At 50.9% G+C, this 19,036-nt stretch carries 16 protein-coding genes and 9 tRNA genes; 21 read left to right on the top strand and 4 right to left on the bottom strand.

The window, feature by feature from the left end:
- Positions 1-38 precede the first annotated feature (38 nt).
- From EDM56_RS18885 to mnmL, 12 genes are all read left to right on the top strand, one after another.
- A tRNA-Asn gene (locus EDM56_RS18885) sits at positions 39-113 on the top strand.
- 5 nt (positions 114-118) lie between these two features.
- A tRNA-Ser gene (locus EDM56_RS18890) sits at positions 119-209 on the top strand.
- 14 nt (positions 210-223) lie between these two features.
- A tRNA-Met gene (locus EDM56_RS18895) sits at positions 224-300 on the top strand.
- Position 301: 1 nt separating this feature from the next.
- A tRNA-Trp gene (locus EDM56_RS18900) sits at positions 302-375 on the top strand.
- Between the two features lie 44 nt (positions 376-419).
- Positions 420-495, top strand: a tRNA-His gene (locus tag EDM56_RS18905).
- Between the two features lie 3 nt (positions 496-498).
- A tRNA-Cys gene (locus EDM56_RS18910) sits at positions 499-572 on the top strand.
- Between the two features lie 9 nt (positions 573-581).
- Positions 582-658 (top strand) — tRNA-Arg (locus EDM56_RS18915).
- 641 nt (positions 659-1,299) lie between these two features.
- Entirely contained in the window at positions 1,300-2,514 is a 1,215-nt protein-coding gene (locus EDM56_RS18920; RefSeq protein ID WP_122919482.1) for an MFS transporter, read from the top strand.
- A gap of 343 nt (positions 2,515-2,857) precedes the next feature.
- Positions 2,858-2,939: transfer RNA gene (locus tag EDM56_RS18925), tRNA-Leu, on the top strand.
- 231 nt (positions 2,940-3,170) lie between these two features.
- Complete coding sequence (locus tag EDM56_RS18930) at positions 3,171-3,836, top strand: MgtC/SapB family protein (RefSeq protein WP_122919483.1); 666 nt, start codon at positions 3,171-3,173, stop codon at positions 3,834-3,836.
- Between the two features lie 306 nt (positions 3,837-4,142).
- Positions 4,143-5,372 (top strand): glycosyltransferase family 2 protein, encoded by a 1,230-nt coding sequence (locus tag EDM56_RS18935; protein WP_122919484.1) that lies wholly within the window; start codon positions 4,143-4,145, stop codon positions 5,370-5,372.
- Between the two features lie 291 nt (positions 5,373-5,663).
- Positions 5,664-6,623, top strand: a complete 960-nt coding sequence (gene mnmL, locus EDM56_RS18940) for a tRNA modification radical SAM protein MnmL/YtqA (protein WP_122919485.1) — start codon at positions 5,664-5,666, stop codon at positions 6,621-6,623.
- A 77-nt stretch (positions 6,624-6,700) separates the two neighbouring features.
- On the opposite strand, the gene EDM56_RS18945 is transcribed toward mnmL, so the two are convergent.
- Entirely contained in the window at positions 6,701-7,432 is a 732-nt protein-coding gene (locus EDM56_RS18945) for a glycerophosphodiester phosphodiesterase (protein ID WP_122919486.1), read from the bottom strand.
- Between the two features lie 145 nt (positions 7,433-7,577).
- On the opposite strand from EDM56_RS18945, the gene ablB reads away from it, so the two are divergent.
- Positions 7,578-8,396 (top strand): putative beta-lysine N-acetyltransferase, encoded by an 819-nt coding sequence (gene ablB, locus EDM56_RS18950; RefSeq protein ID WP_281274968.1) that lies wholly within the window; start codon positions 7,578-7,580, stop codon positions 8,394-8,396.
- 11 nt (positions 8,397-8,407) lie between these two features.
- Here the strand turns inward: ablB and EDM56_RS18955 are convergent, their stop codons facing one another.
- Complete coding sequence (locus EDM56_RS18955; protein WP_122919488.1) at positions 8,408-9,955, bottom strand: PucR family transcriptional regulator; 1,548 nt, start codon at positions 9,953-9,955, stop codon at positions 8,408-8,410.
- 152 nt (positions 9,956-10,107) lie between these two features.
- Here EDM56_RS18955 and EDM56_RS18960 point away from each other — a divergent pair, with 152 nt between their 5' ends.
- The 8 genes from EDM56_RS18960 to EDM56_RS31560 all read left to right on the top strand — a co-directional run bounded on the left by EDM56_RS18960 (position 10,108) and on the right by EDM56_RS31560 (position 15,865).
- Positions 10,108-11,460: an aspartate aminotransferase family protein gene (locus EDM56_RS18960; RefSeq protein ID WP_122919489.1), complete on the top strand. Its 1,353-nt coding sequence runs from the start codon at positions 10,108-10,110 to the stop codon at positions 11,458-11,460.
- Between the two features lie 23 nt (positions 11,461-11,483).
- Positions 11,484-12,185: a CoA transferase subunit A gene (locus tag EDM56_RS18965; RefSeq protein ID WP_122919490.1), complete on the top strand. Its 702-nt coding sequence runs from the start codon at positions 11,484-11,486 to the stop codon at positions 12,183-12,185.
- Entirely contained in the window at positions 12,167-12,844 is a 678-nt protein-coding gene (locus EDM56_RS18970; protein ID WP_122919491.1) for a 3-oxoacid CoA-transferase subunit B, read from the top strand. Before EDM56_RS18965 ends, EDM56_RS18970 begins: the two co-directional genes overlap by 19 nt.
- A 21-nt stretch (positions 12,845-12,865) precedes the next feature.
- Positions 12,866-14,149 carry a peptidase gene (locus EDM56_RS18975; RefSeq protein WP_425456328.1) on the top strand — a complete coding sequence of 428 codons (1,284 nt, stop codon included), beginning with the start codon at positions 12,866-12,868 and terminating at the stop codon, positions 14,147-14,149.
- A 79-nt stretch (positions 14,150-14,228) separates the two neighbouring features.
- On the top strand, positions 14,229-15,035 hold the full coding sequence (locus EDM56_RS18980) for an aminoglycoside adenylyltransferase domain-containing protein (RefSeq protein ID WP_122919492.1): 807 nt from the start codon (positions 14,229-14,231) through the stop codon (positions 15,033-15,035).
- 21 nt (positions 15,036-15,056) lie between these two features.
- Positions 15,057-15,145, top strand: a tRNA-Ser gene (locus EDM56_RS18985).
- Between the two features lie 175 nt (positions 15,146-15,320).
- Positions 15,321-15,503, top strand: a complete 183-nt coding sequence (locus tag EDM56_RS18990; protein WP_122919493.1) for a hypothetical protein — start codon at positions 15,321-15,323, stop codon at positions 15,501-15,503.
- 185 nt (positions 15,504-15,688) lie between these two features.
- Entirely contained in the window at positions 15,689-15,865 is a 177-nt protein-coding gene (locus EDM56_RS31560) for a hypothetical protein (protein ID WP_183192521.1), read from the top strand.
- Between the two features lie 208 nt (positions 15,866-16,073).
- Here EDM56_RS31560 and EDM56_RS18995 read toward each other — a convergent pair whose 3' ends face one another.
- Positions 16,074-16,598: a DinB family protein gene (locus tag EDM56_RS18995; protein WP_122919494.1), complete on the bottom strand. Its 525-nt coding sequence runs from the start codon at positions 16,596-16,598 to the stop codon at positions 16,074-16,076.
- A gap of 196 nt (positions 16,599-16,794) precedes the next feature.
- Positions 16,795-18,822 carry an exo-beta-N-acetylmuramidase NamZ domain-containing protein gene (locus EDM56_RS19000; RefSeq protein ID WP_246009445.1) on the bottom strand — a complete coding sequence of 676 codons (2,028 nt, stop codon included), beginning with the start codon at positions 18,820-18,822 and terminating at the stop codon, positions 16,795-16,797.
- Between the last annotated feature and the right edge of the window lie 214 nt (positions 18,823-19,036).

A 19,036-nucleotide genomic window follows, 5' to 3' on the forward strand; every position in this document is an offset into this window, starting at 1 on the left:
TATCCAGTTTTGAAGGAACAAGTCCTTCAACTGAATATTCCTCAGTAGCTCAATGGTGGAGCAACCGGCTGTTAACCGGTAGGTTGGCGGTTCGAGTCCGTCCTGAGGAGCCATATGCGGAGAGTTACCCAAGAGGCCGAAGGGGACGGTTTGCTAAACCGTTAGTATGCGCAAGCGTAGCGAGGGTTCGAATCCCTCACTCTCCGCCATATTTTTATATTTTGGCGGTGTAGCTCAGATGGCTAGAGCGTTCGGTTCATACCCGAAAGGTCGGGGGTTCGACCCCCTCCGCCGCTACCATAGGGGCATAGTTTAAAGGTAGAACGAAGGTCTCCAAAACCTTTGGTGTGGGTTCGATTCCTACTGCCCCTGCCACTTAATCGTATAGGCGTTTCAAAGGGAACAATCATAAAAGCATGGCGGTCGTGGCGAAGGGGTTAACGCACCGGATTGTGGCTCCGGCACTCGTGGGTTCAAGTCCCATCGATCGCCCCATTTGGGAGTATAGCCAAGTGGTAAGGCACGGGTCTGCAAAACCCTTATCCCCGGTTCAAATCCGGGTACTCCCTCCAATTTTACGAGTCCCAGTAGCTCAGCAGGATAGAGCAACGGCCTTCTAAGCCGTCGGTCGGGAGTTCGAATCTCTCCTGGGACGCCATAGCAGTTTATTTACATAAGAGAATGGTTTCATCAGCTGCGTCGAGGCAATGGGTTTATCAGGTAGCCAAGACGGTGTAACGCGTTTCACTATCGACATAACAAATAATATGGTAACCTCCTACGGACAAGAAAATGTCTATAGGAGGTTTTTTGATGTCTACAACCATAACACATCCTCATTTAGCCGTTGCTACATAGGTTTCCAAACAAGGACCTTCAGTATTGTTCAGTCTTCTACTAATTTAATCAAGCGGAAGCATCCTTTCTAGTTTCCGTAATTGCTCGAATAAAAAAGAGCTTCACCTTAGCAGCAAACGTAAGCAAGAACATTGACGATACGCATGATCACATGATAAACTGCGAGCAACAAGTAGTGAAAGGGTGACCGTAAAGCCAATGATCAACTAATCCGATTCCACAAAAGAAAAAATCGTCAAACACGATTTGATCTGGATAGGATTAGTGCGGGCATTTTTCGAAAAATGACAAGATCATTGTTCTTTTGACAGGAGCAGTGTATCTTTTTATTCGCGTGTGCGCCTCCTATCCAGTATCTAATGGATAAGGAGGTTTTTGTGTTGCAAGCGAACAAAAAACGAGTGGCCGAAGAACGTTCTCCCAAAAGGAAGGAGGCATAGGATGCATACGAGAAAAAGCACACACAAGAAGATAATCCTTGCGATTTTAATGCTCAATATATTCATCGTCATGGTAGGCGTAGGGCTGGTTACGCCACTTCTCCCGCAGCTGATCCTTGGCATGGGGGCAAGCGGACAGTCAATCGGCCTACTCGTGGCTGCCTATGGCATAACACAGTTTCTACTATCGCCATTGACTGGCCAACTATCGGATCGCTATGGGAGAAAAGCATTCATAGTTGGAGGCGGCATCGTCTATGCTGTTGCAAAATGTTTGTTTGCGGCAGGAGATTCGCTGTGGATGCTCTATGCCTCTAGGCTGCTGGAAGGTGTAGCAGCCGCGCTGATCGTCCCGCCTATGATGGCCTATGTAGCCGACGTGACGACGACGGAGGAACACGCCAAAGGAAATGCGTTGCTAGGCGCAGCGATGTCGTTCGGATTCGTGGTAGGACCCGGTCTGGGAGGCTTTCTCGCCGGTTATGGGGTAAAAGTGCCACTTTATGTAGCAACGGGCGCTGCGATTGCCGGAGTTGTTGTTTCCTTGGTTTGTCTTCCTGAAAGCCTCTCGACGGAGCAAATGAACGAAACGAGAGCCAAGGTGAGAAGGCGGGAGTCGTTCCTCAAACGATATGCCCAATCGTTGCAATCCGAATACGCGATGCTTTTTATGCTCGTTTTTGTGATGACTTTCGGGCTGGCGAATTTTGAGTCTGTTTTCGGCCTATATGTTACGGACCGCTTTTACTTTTCTCCGCAGGACATCGCCCTCATTCTGACCACAGGCGCTGTGATCGGCGTCGGCATGCAGGCGCTGCTGGTCGCGAAAATCATGAAGCGGTTCGGGGAAACCAGGGTGATCACAGCCTCCCTTTTGTTTATCGCAACAGCGTACGTGGTGCTGCTTTTGGCCAAGGCGTTTTGGAGTATTTTCCTCGTAACGTTCTGCATATTCTTCGCGACTGCTATGCTTCGACCCGCGCTCACAACGAAGCTGTCAAAAATGGCGGGGAATGAGCAAGGGTATGTGGCGGGGATGAACAATGCCTATATGAGTATGGGAAACATTGTAGGACCGACACTAGCGGGAATTTTTTACGACGTGAATCAATTCGCACCGTTTTTGGCAGGCGGCAGTATTCTCTTTCTTGCATTTTTGATGACACTAAAATTAAAAGAAAAGCATCCGGTTGAATCGGAAATGAGCAATACGTAAGAAAAGCCAAGTTTTTTGATCGTTCGAACTAGCTATAGAAAAGAAAAAGCCAGTCTGCCACAGTGCGTAGTGGGAGGCTGGCTCAATCTGCGAAAAGCACGCTCGATCAGAAATCGTGGCAGTACGGAGCAATAGCAGCCATTGATGAAAAAAATCAACGAATTATCAGGCAAATAAAACACATATATAATAGAAGAAACTCGATCGATAAGATTTTAAGTAATATTGAATTCTTGACTATCGACTCAAAATAGTGTATACTATCTCTTGTAGCAAAGCGTCTATAGGTAGAGTGGGTAGTCACGTTGTAATCTCAGATCTCTCCTAACGCATTTTAACTCCTGCGGTCGTGGTGGAATTGGCAGACACACCATCTTGAGGGGGTGGCGGGGCGACCCGTGCGAGTTCGAGTCTCGCCGACCGCACTTGTAAGCATATCGCGATAATAAGCCCTTGTCGGGGCTTTTTTTATTTTGCGCAACAGTTAAGCCCCTGCAAGCTCTGTTTTAAGAGCGCCGCATCGTGTGATACGAATCGTGCACGATGGCGAAAATACGTATGACAAATAAAAATTCCGCAACAGCCACTTCCACTTTGGTATCATGTAACAATATTGTTACAGAAATTTCCAACAATGCTGAGATTGGGGTTGATGATTGGAGTTTGAGTACCTGCTGCGCGTGTTGATTGCCGGCGTTTGCGGAGCCATAATTGGGTATGAGCGGAAAAACCGGATGAAGGAGGCAGGCATTCGTACCCATTTAGTCGTTGCTGTGGGAGCCTCCCTAATGATGGTTCTATCCAAATACGGTTTTCAGGATCAATTGGGTTGGCATAATCTGTCCCTTGACCCGTCTCGGATTTCTGCTCAAGTGGTAAGCGGGATTGGGTTTTTGGGGGCGGGCATGATCTTTTTGCAGCGGCACACGATAAAGGGGCTTACAACAGCGGCGGGCATTTGGGCGACATCAGGTATCGGCATGACGATTGGGTCCGGTCTTTACTGGGTTGGTATCGGTGTGACGCTCATCATTTTGTTGGCACAAATGGTATTGTATAAACAGTTTAACTGGCTGACAGCACCAAGGGCCGAACAAATTTTGCTTCGCGTTGAAAACGAGCAAGCAACACTGGAACGCGTTCAGCAGATTCTTGCCGAAAGAGGCGTGCTGAACATGGGCTTCCATGCAGAGAAAAAAGGTAATGATTTCACAGAAATTGAGGTAGAAATTTCTATCAAGCTTCCAGGAACTGAACAATTGCAGCATTTGCTTACGCTGATTCAGGAAATTCCTGCAGTGCGATCTGTCGAATTTCAGTAACAAGAAAAATAATCCAAATGGTCTAGTCACTGCTAGATCGTTGGTAGCAAAAGACACCTTCCTACGAGCAATTCGACAGCTGTCGAGAAGTTATGTGCAACCAAAACCGAATAGAATTCGTCAAATAAGGGAAAGGTGTTAGGGAATAGTAGCAGAAAGCGTCGATAAGTTTTCCGCTAAAAAGGGATTGCTGACTCGACCGGATTGTTGTAAACTCGCAAATAGGGCTTTGTTGTTGAAGATTTACAGGTATTTACATCTGGCCATGTAGAGATAAAAAGTGGCATGTTCGAGGAGATCAGATTCATGATGTTAAAAGAGATCATTGAGGGATTATTCATCGGGTTTAGCACAACAGCAGGATTAATCAGCACATATCAGACACTGGTGTCCTGTGGCGGTTTGTTCCGCAAGAAAGAAGCTGTGACCAATGAGCCTACAAAAACATTCGCCGTATTGGTCGCTGCACACAACGAGAGTGCGGTTATCGCACCATTGATTGAAAACCTGAAAAAACTGGACTACCCACGTGAAATGTACGACATCTTTGTCATTTGCGACAACTGTACAGACAACACAGCGGAAATTGTCCGGGAGCACGGCGCGTATGCCTGCGAGCGTTTCGATTCGAGCAAGCGCGGAAAAGGCTTTGGTATCGAATGGATGCTGGAGAATCTGTGGGGGATGCCCAAACAATATGACGCGATCGTCATGTTTGACGCTGACAACCTCGTAGAGAAAAATTTCCTGCGCGTAATGAACGACCGCTTGTGCAAAGGTGCACGCGTGATTCAAGGATATTTGGATTCAAAAAACCCGTTCGATTCGTGGATTACATTATCGTATGCCATCACGTATTGGTTCACCAATCGCATGTGGCAATTGGCGCGCCACAATTTGGGCTTGCCAAACACACTTGGGGGCACAGGACTTTGTATCGACAGCGCGCTGCTCAAAGAAATGGGTTGGGGCGCAACCAGCTTGACCGAGGACCTGGAGTTCGCCACACGCTGTATCGCTCGCGGAATCTATCCGACTTGGGCACATGACACCAAAGTGTATGATGAAAAGCCGATCGATTTGAAAGCGTCGATGCGCCAGCGTTTGCGCTGGATGCAAGGCCATTATGACGTCGCGGGCCGCTATATCGGAACCGTACTGAAAAACGGTTTCAAATCGATGCGTCTCGGTATGCTGGATGCAGCGTTCTACCTGTTCCAGCCGATGTACGTGCTGATCGTCACGTTTATGTCTATCTTGTTCGCCACTCGCTTTTTCGATGTCGGCTTCATGCCGGCTGCACACTTTTTGCCGAGCTGGCTCGTTTATTCAACGACAGCGGTGTTCTACCTGCTGCCGGTCCTGGCGCTTTATTTAGAAAAAGTGCCGCTGAAAGCATACTTTGGTTTACTGCTTTTGCCGATTTTCTTCCTGACGTGGCTGCCGATCTTCTTCTATGCGTTCTTCACCAAGAACAATCAGGAGTGGAGCCATACCGCGCATACGCGTTCGATTCGTTTGGAAGAAATGCAGTAATCTTACCAACTGGATTGGAAACCGCCTGGACTACGTGTCGGGCGGTTTTTTGTACAGATAAGAATTGATAAAATTCTTATCCAGTATAAGGGCAACCGCGGCTACGCCAAAAAGCATGGCCTAGCCAGGTTTTCTAATCGTATAAGAATTTATAAGTGCAGGCGCTTATAAATTCTGGAGCGGAAGAAAAACTTCCACAGATTGAAGGATCTTCTTCTTGAAAGGGCTTCTGAAAGAAGTTTTTCTTATGGTACAATGGCTATAGTTGATTTATACCCAAAGGAGAATCACATGAAACATTTGCTGGATACACACGATGCGTCTCCTCTCTTGTGGGGTGACAAGCGCTATCATACATGGAACCATCACCTGCGGGGGATGTTTCACGACAAAATTTTTAAGGTGCCGCTCGATGGCGGGTTTACATGCCCCAACCGCGATGGCAAGGTGTTGACGGGTGGCTGCACGTTTTGCAGTGCACGGGGGTCGGGCGACTTTGCCGGAGACCGCCGGCTGACGCTGGAGAAGCAGTTTGTGGATGTAAAGAGCCGTCTGCATGAAAAATGGCCAAAAGCAAAATATATCGGCTTTTTCCAAGCGTTCAGCAATACGTATGCACCGGTTGAAGAACTGCGTGAGATGTTCGAGCTGATTCTGAAGCAGGAAGGGGTCGTCGGTTTGTCCATCGCGACGCGTCCTGACTGTTTGCCGGACGATGTGGTTGAATATTTGGCGGAGTTGAACGAGCGCACTTACCTGTGGGTAGAGCTCGGCCTGCAAACCGTCCATGAGCGTACCCAATTGCTGGTCAAACGCGGCCATGACCTGCAATGCTACCTCGATGGCGTGGAGAAGCTGCGCAAGCACAACATTCGCGTTTGCTCTCACATCATCTACGGCTTGCCTGGCGAAAACTATGACGACATGATGGAAACGGCTCGTGGCGTCGCCAAGATGGATGTGCAAGGGATCAAAATCCATCTGCTGCACCTCTTGCGCGGCACGCCGATGGTCAAGCAGTACGAGCAAGGGCTGCTCGAATTTTTGTCCCAGGAAGAGTACACCAAGCTGGTCGCAGACACGCTGGAGATTTTGCCGCCAGAGATGATCGTACATCGAGTGACCGGTGACGGGCCGCCTGATATTTTGATCGGACCGATGTGGAGCAGGAAAAAATGGGAAGTGCTGAACGGCATCGACGCGGAGCTGGTGCGCCGCAACACATGGCAAGGTAAGTTCTGGACGCCATAAAAATCGAGCCAAAACAAAAACGGAGCTTTTTTGCAGATGCAAAAGGCTCCGTTTGTTGTTCTTGCGAAAAATGATGGTTACGTCGGTTGAATCTGCATCAGCTTGCGGGCTTGCTCGGGATAATTCGTAATCAAACCGTCCACTTTCATTGCGAGCATGCGCCTGACGGCTTTTTTTTGATCGACGGTCCAGGCAAGAACAGAGAGTCCGTTTTTGTGCGATTCTTTTACAACAGAAAGCGAGACCTCGTCGACGGGAGCATGCAGCTGGTCAACCCCATAGGTGAGCCCGGTCTTCCACGGTTCCAGCAAATGTCCGACATACAGCATGCCGGTCTGCAGAGAATTGTTCAATTCTTTGATTTTTCGCAGGCTGTTGAAGTTGAAGGACGACAGGATGACTCGTTCACCGAGTTCAAATTCGTCAATCAGCTGACACACTTTTTCCTCCAGGTGCGGTTGTGGAACCAGCAAGTTTTTCAATTCAAGGATGACCATCAGCCGCGTCGGCTTCACGAATGTGAAAACCTCGGCGAGTGTCGGGATGCGCGATGTCTTGAAGCGGGGATGGAACCATCGGCCCGCATTCAGCTGACGCAGCTCAGCAAGCGTGTGTTGCTGTACGAGGCCCGACCCATTCGTCGTTCGCTCCAGCCGATGGTCGTGGATGACGACAACCTCGCCATCGAGCGTCAGCTGCACATCGAGCTCAATACCGTCCGCCTTGTGCCGCAGCGCGCAAGTAAAAGCCTCCATCGTGTTTTCAGGATAAAGCCCAGAGGACCCGCGATGAGCAAAGATGAGAGGCATGGGGCTTCCTCCTTTCCTCCTTATCAAATGTATGCGCACGATCAGGCATGGTTTCCTATCCAAAGTTTTGTACATTGTGACGAATGACGTAAGAGAGACGGCGATTTACAATGAAGGCAGGAAAAGAACGAGGGGGTTATCGAGCGTGTTACTAACTGATGAACAAAACAAGCGGGTCAAACTGATGGCATATGAATCGGAAAAAATTGCGGAGCTGGTCGCGGAACTCGAACAGCTGGCGAAAGATACGGATGCGACCAAGCTGATCATTTATGCGAAAAAAGCGGATATCCCGACATTTACGACATTTGGCTACCAGCAGGAGGGAACCATCGACGGTTTTTATAACGGAGCGAATGCGCATATGCTGTGCCGCTATACGACACAGGAACGCGCTACGTCCGCCGAGCCACAAACAGCAGATGAGATTGTCACAGCAAGTTTGGCGCGGCAAAGCACAGAGAGCGTAAAAGCCAAAGAATTGCCGACAGGCTATGTCTTGACGGAGGCGACTGAAGCGGATGCAGTGGAACTGGCGCAGCTGTATGGCATCGTGTTTCCGGTTTATCCGACCCCGATGAACGATCCGGCTTATGTCAAAAAAACGATGCAGGCAAGCACCTATTACAGTGTCATTCGGGCCGAGGGCAAGATTGTTTGTGCGGCTTCTGCGGAAGTAGATCCGCAATTCGGCTCTGCAGAAATGACCGACTGCGCAACCCACCCGGATTACTTGGGTAAAGGCTTGCTACAGCCGGTCATGATCGCACTGGAAGAAAAGATGGAAGCAATGGGCATCTATTTTCTGTATACATTAACGCGTGCTCAGTCGGCGGGAATGAACATTACAGCGGCCAAGCAAGGGTATCACTATCGCGGGCGTTTGATCAACAACTGCACGATTGTCAGTGGGTATGAAGATATGAACATCTGGGTCAAGCCGCTGCGCGAAACGCACGACTAAAAAAACACCTATTACAACGAAGCGGGATAGAGCAGGCTCGCCAGCTTGTAGGCCATCAGCGCTAGCTGAAGCTGCCAACGGTGAGTCGCGTCTTCCAGATCGAGGCTTGTTTTTTCCGCAATCTGCTGCAGACGGTATTTCAACGTATGGCGATGGATAAACAAGGTTTGAGCTGCCTTGATGCCATTTAAGTTATGTTGTAAGTATTTTTCCAACGTTTCCGCCAATTGCTGCCCGTGCTTGGTGTCATAGGCGATCAAGCGGGCGAGCAGCGGCTGCCACAGCTTGTTCAAGGCGTCAGGATCACGGTAGTACGGGAACAGGAATTGATAACCGTTCATCCTGCTGTAGTGCAGCGGTTCAGGTGATTGTGCCAGAAGCGGATAGGCCATCAGCGTGAAAACAGCCTCTTCCGCCGCCTCCCGAAATTGGCTGACCTGTTCTTTGGCGTCGGCTACGCCCAACTGAATCTGTGTGGCCGGATAAAGCCGCTGCCATTCAATCGCGATGCGCTTCAACAAGGCATCGCTTTTTTCACGTTCTGGGATAATCATTAGCAAATACTGCGATCGTTCACGCAGGAGGTAGACACAGCCGTACTGATCCGCCAGTCGCTTGATCAAGCTGCGCAGCTGCACATACAGAGAGGCGCGGTCGACTTCCTTTTTCTCCTGCAAAATCGAGAACGCGGCGATCAGGTGGCTGCCATTCAGCGGATAGCCCAGCTTGCGGCTGCGTGTGTCGAGCTCTGCTTGATCCATGTCTTGTCCGCTGAGCAGTTCCTCAGCAAAGTCGCCCATCAAGCGCCATTCGGTAGCGGCGACTGCACGCTCCTTCACGTATTCAAAAGTGCACAGGGTAGCCGCATGCTTGAGTGCCACATGGTCCAGCTCCTGCCACTCTGTCCTTGGCTTGGACAGCGTTAGCATGCCAAACGATTCACGAGTCGACCCGACCGGCAACATATGCGTCGCATGCGGCTCTGTGGCCAGCGGGTCACACTGTGACGAAGATACGCTGACAACCTCATAACCGAACGAATCGACAAGCCGCACGCTCCCTTTGGTCAAATTGGCCAATTCGCTGGCAATGGCCGGTAGCCCGCCTTTTGAGAAGGCGACATCCAGCATTTGCTCGTGGATCGCTTGCGAGTAGGCGAGCGTCTCGAACTGCCGATTGATGATCGGTTGCAAAATCGCTTTGGTCACGGTGGAGAAATTGATGCCGCTTGGGATCTCGATCAAGGGCAATCCGTAACGGTCCGCTTCCGCAAGAAATACCGGGGGGATTTCACGTAAATAAAATCCGGTATGGATGGCGACGCCGCTTAGTTTGCGTTCGGCAAGCGAAGGAATGAATTGCTCGATCCGCTTGCTGTCGCTGGCCAGTCCAAAGCCGGTTGTGATCAAAAATTCGCCTTCCTGCAGCCTGCTTGTATCTTCTAAAAGCTCCACAATGGTGACCCAGCGAATCTGGTTACTCATGCCTTGCTTTCCCGCAACCAGCCGCGTATGCACCATATCTGGGAGCTGGAGCGCTTCGCTAATCGTAATCGTCATGGGGCTGCACCTCCGAAAGCAATTGTCCATTATACACAATGTACAAAACATTCTGTCGCTGCGCCAGCTTTTTTTGCCAGAGGGGAGAATGGTTTCCGGCTGTCATTGCTGTAGCATGAATAGTAAGAAAGCTAGCCAAAGAGGTGACGAGAATGGAAAGAAGTTATGTAATCAAACCAGAGTTGGGCAAAGCATACCCGAAGATTTCGCACGGGAAAGGCATTTACTTATATGATCAGGATGGTAAGGAGTATATCGACGGCTGCGGCGGAGCTGTAACAGCAAGCATTGGTCATGGTGTACAGGAAATTGCGGACGCCATGGTGGAGCAAGCGCGTCAAGTATCGTTTGCCTACCGTTCCCATTTTTCCAGCGACGCGGTCGAACAGCTTGGTGCCAAGCTGGCAGAATGGGCGCCGGGCAGCCTCAATTGGACATTTTTCGTAAGCAGCGGCTCGGAAGCGACGGAGACTGCTCAAAAAATCGCGATCCAATATTGGCAAGAAAAAGGCTATGAGCGCAAAAATCGTATCATCTCCCGTTGGATGAGCTATCACGGTATCACGATGGGTGCACTGTCGATGTCGGGCCACGTGATGCGCCGCAAACGCTTTACTTCGCTTTTGGCAGATTATCCGGCGATCTCGGCGCCATACGTATACCGCAAGCCGGATGAGCTGAGCATCGAGGAGTATGCACACAAACGCGCAGACGAGCTGGAAGTGGCGATCCGTCGCATCGGCAAAGAAAACATCGCTGCGTTTATCGCGGAGCCGGTCATCGGTGCATCGGGCGGAGCACTGGTCGCGCCAGCAGGATATTTCGAACGCATCCGCGAAATCTGTGACAGAAATGAAATCTTGTTCATCGCCGATGAAGTCATGACCGGAATGGGCCGTACGGGTAAACCGTTCGGGATCAACCACTGGAACGTAGTGCCGGACTTGATGGCGCTTGGTAAAGGGATGAGCGCCGGCTACACGCCGATGGCAGCCGCAATGGCCACCGATGAGATCATCGAGACGATCACCAAAGGCTCGGGGCTGATCATGGCAGGACACACATACAGCGCCAACCCGCAATCGGCAGCGACCTCCCTTGCAGTCGTACGCTACATGGAAGAGAACAACTTGGTTGAAAAAGCAGCTGTGCATGGCGAGTATTTGCTGGCTCAATTGAAACAAATCGTTGCGGACTACGAAATGGTCGGCGATGCGCGCGGTCTTGGTATGCTGACTGGCCTGGAATTTGTAAAAAATAAAGAAACGAAAGAATCGTTCGCCGCATCGGTTGGCGTCGGTACCCGCGTGCTGCAGCGTGCGTTTGCCAAAGGCTTGATCATTTATCCAGCGATGAGCGGAGCCGATGGTCTGGTGAGCGACTCCATCATCGTGGCGCCGCCGTTGACAATTACCCGCGACGAGATCGATCGTTTGCTCGGCATTCTGCGTGCAGCAATCGAAGAAGTGCAAGCGGAGTTAAAAGCGGAAGGTAAGCTTGCGTAGCAAGATAAAATAGAGGTGACGACATGAGCGAAAAACGCAATCCGTTTGATAAAGTGGTGACCATCGAGGAAGCGCTTGAGCACTTTCACGATGGGATGACCTTGATGACTGGCGGCTTCGGCGGGGTAGGCAACCCGCCGACGCTGGTCCAAGGCATTTTGGACAAAGGGGTAAAAGACATTACGCTGATCTCCAACGATACGGCGTTCCCGCATATCGGCGTCGGGCAGCTGGTCACGCAAAAGCGTGTGAAAAAGGTGATCGCCTCCCATATCGGTTCCAATCCGAATGCAGGCGCGCAAATGACCGCAGGCGAGCTTGAGGTCGAGTTCTGCCCGCAAGGCATTTTGGCGGAGCGCGTACGGGCAGGAGGCGTCGGTTTGGGCGGAATCTTGTCCGACATCGGGATGGGAACGATCGCGGATAAAGGCAAGCAAATCGTTCAGGTCGGGGATAAGCAGTTTTTGCTGGAAACGCCACTGACTGCCGAGGTGGCGATCGTGCACGCAAAGAAAGCGGATCGCTACGGTAATCTAGTGTTCGATACGAGCGCGCGCAACTTCAACCCGCTTGTGGCAATGGCAGGCGAATTCACCATCGTCGAAGCGGATGAAATTGTGGAAACCGGCGAAATCAATCCGGAAGAAATCGTGACGCCTGGCGTCTTCGTCAATATGATCGTACAAAGCAAAGGGGTGAACTGGACATGGGCGTGGGAGAAGTAAAAGAGCAAGAAAGCTATCGTGAACGAATTGCCCGTCGCGCGGCGCAGGAAGTTGCGGACGGCATGATCATCAATCTGGGTATCGGCATCCCTACGCTGGTCGCAGATTTTATCCCGTCGGACAAACGAGTATTTTTCCATGCGGAGAACGGAATTTTGGGCACAGGCCCGAGTCCGGCAAAAGGTGAAGAAAACGCGATGCTGTGCAATGCGGGCGGATTTCCCGTTACGCTGGCGACAGGCGCGTCATTTTTTGACAGCGCGACTGCGTTTGCAATCATCCGCCGCGGCTTGCTCGATATGACCATTTTGGGCGTGTTGGAAGTTAGCCAAACGGGCGATATCGCCAACTGGATCGTGCCAGGCAAACGTGTGCCAGGCATGGGCGGAGCGATGGAGCTGGCACAAAAAGCAAACCGCGTGATGGTCGTGACGACCCACTTGGACAAAAACGGGCGTTCCAAAATCGTGCGCGAATGCTCACTGCCGCTCACGGCTCGGAATGCAGCACACATGATTATTACCGATATGGCCGTAATGGAAGTGCGGCCGGATGGCTTGTATCTGGTGGAAGTCATGTATCCGTACAGCGTCGCCGATGTGATCGGTGCGACGGAAGCAGAACTCAAAATCGACGGAGATGTCGGCGTGTTTCAATAACCGAACTGGGGGAGTTTCGTCATGGCAAAAGCGAATGTGGCGGTGTGGAAAGAAAAAGTGAAGGAACAGCTGGAGAAGGACCGGGACAACTCGGTCCGTCTTTTGCAAAGCTGGGTGCGCGAGGCGAGCGTACAGGGACAGGAAGCGGGTGTGCAGGAGCTAGTAGCAAGCAAGCTTGCGGAAATGGGCTTTGAAGTCGACAAATGGGTAATGGGCGGCGAGGAGCTGCTTTCGCACCCATATTTCGTTTCTCCTCGCACCAGCTTTGAAGGAAGCCCCAACGTCGTAGGAGTGCTGCGCGGTACAGGCGGAGGCCGTTCGATCATTTTGAACGGCCATGTGGACGTTGTTCCGCCTGGGGATGAGACGCAATGGGAGCGCGATCCGTTCAGCGGCGATGTGGAGGACGGCAAGCTGTACGGCCGTGGCGCAACCGACATGAAAGGCGGTAACCTCGCTGCGCTGATCGCAGTTGAGGCGCTGCAAAAGCTGGGGGTCAAGCTGAAGGGCGACGTCATTTTTGAAAGCGTTGTAGAAGAAGAGAGCGGCGGAGCAGGAACGCTGGCTACGATTTTGCGCGGGTACAAAGCGGATGCCGCACTTGTGCCTGAGCTGACACAAATGAAAATTATGCCGAAGCAGCAAGGATCCATGTGGTTCCGTCTGAAAGTGATCGGACGTTCTGCACATGGCGGCACCCGTTATGAAGGCGTCAGCGCAATCGAGAAAAGCCTTGCGGTCGTACAGGCGATCGGGGCGCTGGAAAAACGCCGCAATGACCGGATCACCGATCCGCTTTATGCCAAGCTCCCGATTCCGATTCCGATCAACATCGGTGTGATTGAAGGCGGCAAATGGCCATCGTCCGTAGCCGATCTGGTTAAGCTAGAAGGCCGTATGGGTGTAGCGCCTGAGGAAGAGATGGAAGATGCTAAGCGCGAGATGGAAGAGGCGTTGGCTGGTCTCTCCGCGATCGACCCGTGGTTTGCTGACCATCCGGTGGAGCTGGAGTGGTATGGCGCACGCTGGGTGCCAGGAGCCGTGGAAGAGGAGCATCCGCTTATGCAAGCGTTGATGGCAACCTTTGAAGAAGTAAAAGGGGAAAAGCCTGTCATTGAAGCATCCCCTTGGGGAACGGACGGCGGCCTTTTGACTAAGCTGGCTGACACTCCGGCAATCGTATTCGGGCCAGGCATCACACAGCTGGGCCACTACCCGAACGAATGCATTGAACTGGACACCGTGTTCGAATGCGCAGCGATCTATGCGTTGACGCTCTTGGAATGGTGCGGTTACGAAGAGTAAAAAATGAGTAAGCAATAGAGGAAAAGGCCTGGGCTTGTATCAGGCCTTTTTCATTCGTTCTGAAGGAGGATGCGATGAAATGGGCTTGTTTGGCTGGAATACGTGCCCCGTAGAGCAACGCAGGCAAATCCATAGGCTGATGGAGGCGCTGCTCAAATGGATGCCTGAAAAGCCGCTTGGCGTCTATTTGCACGGGTCGCTCGCGATGGGGTGCTTTTCCCCGAAGAAGAGTGATCTCGATCTGCTGGTCATTAGCGCGGCCCACTTGCCCCACATGGTAAAAGAACGACTTACAGATGAACTGCTGGCTCTTTCCAATCGTCCGAGTCCGATCGAAATCCATATCATCGCGTATGATGACATATGGAGCGGTTCATACCCGATGACTTTTGAACTGCACTATAGTGAATGGTGGCGGGATCGTCTGAAAGAGGGGCTGCCGAATGGCGCCGATCCAGACTTGGCCGCACATCTCATGATCACGAAGCATCGCGGCGTATGTCTCTATGGTGCTCCGATTGACGCAATAATCCCAGACGTGCCGCGTACCGCTTATCTGCAGGCCATATTCGCTGATTTGGCAGGTGTGCAGGAATGGGTGATGGAGAAGCCTGTATACGCCGTGCTCAATATGTGCAGAGTGTGGCAATATGTTGCGGAAGGGACCATTTCCTCAAAGCTGGAGGGCGGCATGTGGGTGCTTCGGTACGTCACGGATGCCGAGCGAAAAATCGTAGCGCAAGCGGTTGAAGCCTATCAGCAAGGAGCGCCGGGCGCGTTTGAAGAAGAGAGTGTGCGACAGCTGGTACGTGAAATTGGACAAAAAATCAATTCATGTAAAAAGCACGAAAAAACCCTTGCATCACTAGATGATTTCATGCTATAGTATCACTTGTGAAACGCATACGGAGGGATACCGAAGTGGTCATAACGGGGCGGTCTTGAAAACCGTTAGAGTGCAAGCTCACGCGGGTTCGAATCCTGCTCCCTCCGCCATATTACATTTACTAGAGGTTTTACTGATGAGTTTTCAGCGGTAAGCCTTTTTTGTTTTTGCGAAATGATGAGGGCCAAAACGCGATGTTTCCGTTGGCAAGCAAACGTGGTTTCCGTTGGCAAGCAAACGTGTTACGATAGAACAGATTGATCATGAGGATGAGGTGGCAAGAGCGTGAAAAAGAAACTGGTTTTGGTACTCGACGTGGAATTGGACAAACAAGTAGATATGCAACAATTGACCGATAAGTTTTCAAGCGTAATCCAAACCGTCGATGAGGTTGAATTGAAAGACCTTGTCCTGTTTGACAATGATGAGACAAGCGCAGACAAGCTGATCGCCAAAATAAACAAGTAATCTGCACCCAATTAAGTTTTGAATAAACAGGCACAACTCGATATAATGGGAAGAGGACAAGCGCTTTCCATTATTTTACTCGGGAGCGTGCCTGTTTTTTCGTGCAACCGCAGCCCCGCCAAAAGCATGGCGTAGCCAGGTTTTCTAAACCCCATACGACAAACCAAACATAGTAGGTGCGTAAGATGAAACTGATCAAAGGAAATCGTTATCTCATTACGTATACGAATGGTCGTAAAATTGAAGGAATATTTGAGGAAGTCAAATACTTCGGTGGGAAAATATTCGCGCTGTGGCTCAATAGCGGCGGGAATCCGCTTTATGTGATTTATGGCGATGTGAAAAAAATTGAAAGACGGTAAAATCCAAGCAGATGTGTGGCCCAGGAATCGTGTTCCGAAGGAGGAGACGATTTCTGGGTTTTTTATACAGATAAGATTTTATAAAATTCTTATCCAGTATAAGTGCAACCGCGGCTTAAGCCAAAGGCTTGGCGTAGCCAGGTTTTCTAATGTGAAAGGGGCTTTGCCCGAATCGGCAAAACCCCAGCGACCCAATATCTTGCAACGCCTAAGCGCCAACGAATTGATCCAGCCGCTCTTTCTGGCGGAGGTGATGTTTGAAATGCATGTCGACCAAATGATACCATTCAACGGCGCTTAAATGGCCCAAACGCGGATGCGAATAGCGCTGCTCCGATGAAATGGTAGACAGTGTTGGTTCTACCTCGCGCATTTTTTCCACGAGCGCATGCAGGCGCTGCTTGAGTTCTTCCGGTGCATGTTCATTGGACGGGGCGTACTGGGCGGAGGCAGGGACTTTGATCTGGATCGGCGGGAATTGACCCAAGGCAAAAATATGCGCACCCGCTTCCGATTTTTCTGCTCCGATAGTTCCTTGTCCAAGGGCACATGCTTCCACTGCTTTCAGCTGCATGTAGTTTGCGCTATGAAGCAGATGATCGTACATTTGCCCAATCGACCATTCGTCATCGGCAGGTTTTTTCGCCAGCGCTTCTGCTGTATAGCGTTCCAGCTCATTCATATAAAAGGCAGCGGTCTCTTCAAACTTTTGCAAGATCGTTTTCGTATCCATGATTACAGCACTCCTTTGATCGTTTGTCTTCATAGTAGCAGACTGCTGCTGACAACAGTATGTCAGTAGTGATTGAGCAAGGGGAAAAAGTTTTCGACAAAAACTGCCTAGAGAGCGGCCCTGTTTCCATGAAAAAACCGGCTGTGCGAGAGTATCCTCACAAGAGCCGGCTCGATCTATCGGGTGTGAAGCGTGTTTATTTGACGTGTGCTACGGTAGGAACGTCCGCGCTCAACGTTTGGAACGTATAGCCTTGCTGTTTCAGGAACTCGATTACAGCAGGGAGCGCTTCAACCGTCGGCATTTTCGGCGTGGCATCATGCATCAAAATCACGACCTGCTGCTTTTTCTTGACCTGTTGCTTCACCTGCTGAAGGGCGGAAGCGGCCGTATAATGATTGGTCGAGGCATCGCCGTTACTGACATTCCAGTCGATGAAATGATAACCTTTTTGGTTCATTTCAGCTTTGATGGCGCTCATGACCGGTTTGGCTTTGCTATATTGCGCAGTATCTTGGTATTTCAGGCTGACCGTGTTTGTGCTGCCACCCGGATAGCGGAACACCGTAGGCTCGACACCGATGGCGTCTTTGATCATCTTGTTGCCCAGCTCCAGGTCATTCAGAAACGCACTTGGACTTTTGTAGATCGTCTGGTAGTTGTGCGAGTATGTATGGCCTCCGATTGTATGGCCTTCTGCGAGTGCGCGCTGCAAGATTTTTTCTCTTCCCTTCACGTTCCGTCCGACGACGAAGAAAGTAGCTTTGATGTTATCTTTCTTTAAAATGTCGAGGATTTTCGTCGTTACAGGCGATGGTCCGTCGTCAAAGGTCAGATACGCCACTTTTCCGGCAGGTTTTGTCTGCGGTACAGTCGTAGCAGGCGGTTTTGTCGCCGGGGTGTTGGTGCCGGGCTTGGTAGTTGACCCCGAATTGCTTGGCGTGGCTGGCTTCGGCTGCTGATAAGGACGGAACAGTTTTGCCGGTGCCGCAACGATTGGTTTGTTATAGACAGGCGCCATGACGACATAAGGTGTGTCGCTGTAGATCAGGTACTTTTTGCGCAACTCTGCGAAAGAGGCGAGCTGCGGTGCATACGATTTGACGATTTGTTCAGGGCTCGCGTTTTTCTCCAGCAGCGCAGCAATCTTGTTCGTCCCCAAAGCCAAGTCAAACTGGGTGGGGGCACCGTTGCTTTTCGGCAGCGTGAAATGTGCGAGCGAATGCGCATACGCGATTGCGTACAGCCCCGTTTTGGCCGGATTGAACAAGCGGGCGTCAAAAATATTTAGCCGTACGCCACCGGAGGTTCCGTGGGTCTCAGGAACGAATACGACGCCAGGAAGTCCCGCAAAATTCAAAAGGTTAGAATACTGCTGGGAATCGATTCCGGGACCACCAATCCAGGCGTAGTGGTCCTCTTGGGTCATGGCAAATCCATCTGTCAGGCCAGCGGCCATGCTGCTGATAACTGCTTGCAGGTCGGGCAGGTCAGGCGTACTTGGCACCCAGGCCAAACCTGTATCGGTAAATTGCTTGCTGCGCGTGTATCCTTCCATCGGGATGACGATGAGGTTGGCGCCGATTTTGCGATTGAAAAACTGGGCCAGCTCGCCGATGGTCATACCGTGCGCAAGAGGCAGGTTGTCGATGCCGATTGCGGATTGGTAAGGGTCCTCAAGGATTGGCCCCTCCATCGTGATCCCGCCGAGCGGGTTGGGGCGGTCCAGAACGATGACCGGTTTGCCGGCGTCGCGCGCTGCCTGCAAGTAGATGTACAAGCTGGCGAGATAAGGAGAGGTGCGCGATCCGGAATCCTGCAGGTCTACCAAGAACACGTCGATATTGCTAAACATCGCTTTAGTAGGCGCTACAGTTTTTGCATTCAGGGAGTAGACGGGAATGTGGAGCGCAGGATGCGTATAGGACGCTTTCTCCTGGTTTGCTGTGGTTTTTCCATCCAAACCGTATGCAGGGGCGAATAAAGCATGCAAGGAAACGGAGGGGATCTGCCGCACTAAGTCAATGGTGCTGGCGCCCGTGCTGTCGACACCGGTCTGGTTAGTCAAAAGGCCAATGCGCTTTCCTTGGAGTAGCTGCATGAAGTGATTTTGCAAAACTTCATTGCCTAGTTTGATCGAAGCTGAATTTGCGAAACCGCCATTTGGAGGAATCGTTGCCAGAATGGCGACCATCATGAAAAACACCAATAATTTCTTAATCATAAGCATGTCCTCTTCCCCTAAAATCTGTCGCTTTCTGTATCTTAATTGTAATCCGTTTTGACGAAAAATGGGGATGAAAACGGCTCTTTTCGCAAAAAAAGGTGAAAAGACCTATTTGGGCTCGAATGCCCATAACTGTCTTGCCAAAAGGCTGTGATCCTCCTATACTCTGTAATGGAGTCAATCAAGTCAGACACCCGGAAGAGCCAAGTGC

It is taken from the genome of Brevibacillus fluminis, from assembly GCF_003710825.1.
GTDB lineage: Bacteria > Bacillota > Bacilli > Brevibacillales > Brevibacillaceae > Brevibacillus_D > Brevibacillus_D fluminis.

Bases quoted from the DNA above. Each gene is read 5' to 3' on its own strand.
- EDM56_RS18965 (WP_122919490.1), top strand. From the start codon at position 11,484: ATGAGCGAAAAACGCAATCCGTTTGATAAAGTGGTGACCATCGAGGAA.
- EDM56_RS18975 (WP_425456328.1), top strand. From the start codon at position 12,866: ATGGCAAAAGCGAATGTGGCGGTGTGGAAAGAAAAAGTGAAGGAACAG.
- EDM56_RS18995 (WP_122919494.1), bottom strand. From the start codon at position 16,598: ATGGATACGAAAACGATCTTGCAAAAGTTTGAAGAGACCGCTGCCTTT.
- EDM56_RS18945 (WP_122919486.1), bottom strand. From the start codon at position 7,432: ATGCCTCTCATCTTTGCTCATCGCGGGTCCTCTGGGCTTTATCCTGAA.
- EDM56_RS18920 (WP_122919482.1), top strand. From the start codon at position 1,300: ATGCATACGAGAAAAAGCACACACAAGAAGATAATCCTTGCGATTTTA.
- EDM56_RS18970 (WP_122919491.1), top strand. From the start codon at position 12,167: ATGGGCGTGGGAGAAGTAAAAGAGCAAGAAAGCTATCGTGAACGAATT.
- EDM56_RS18955 (WP_122919488.1), bottom strand. From the start codon at position 9,955: ATGACGATTACGATTAGCGAAGCGCTCCAGCTCCCAGATATGGTGCAT.
- EDM56_RS18935 (WP_122919484.1), top strand. From the start codon at position 4,143: ATGATGTTAAAAGAGATCATTGAGGGATTATTCATCGGGTTTAGCACA.
- EDM56_RS18980 (WP_122919492.1), top strand. From the start codon at position 14,229: ATGGGCTTGTTTGGCTGGAATACGTGCCCCGTAGAGCAACGCAGGCAA.
- EDM56_RS19000 (WP_246009445.1), bottom strand. From the start codon at position 18,822: ATGATTAAGAAATTATTGGTGTTTTTCATGATGGTCGCCATTCTGGCA.
- EDM56_RS18960 (WP_122919489.1), top strand. From the start codon at position 10,108: ATGGAAAGAAGTTATGTAATCAAACCAGAGTTGGGCAAAGCATACCCG.
- EDM56_RS31560 (WP_183192521.1), top strand. From the start codon at position 15,689: ATGAAACTGATCAAAGGAAATCGTTATCTCATTACGTATACGAATGGT.
- mnmL (WP_122919485.1), top strand. From the start codon at position 5,664: ATGAAACATTTGCTGGATACACACGATGCGTCTCCTCTCTTGTGGGGT.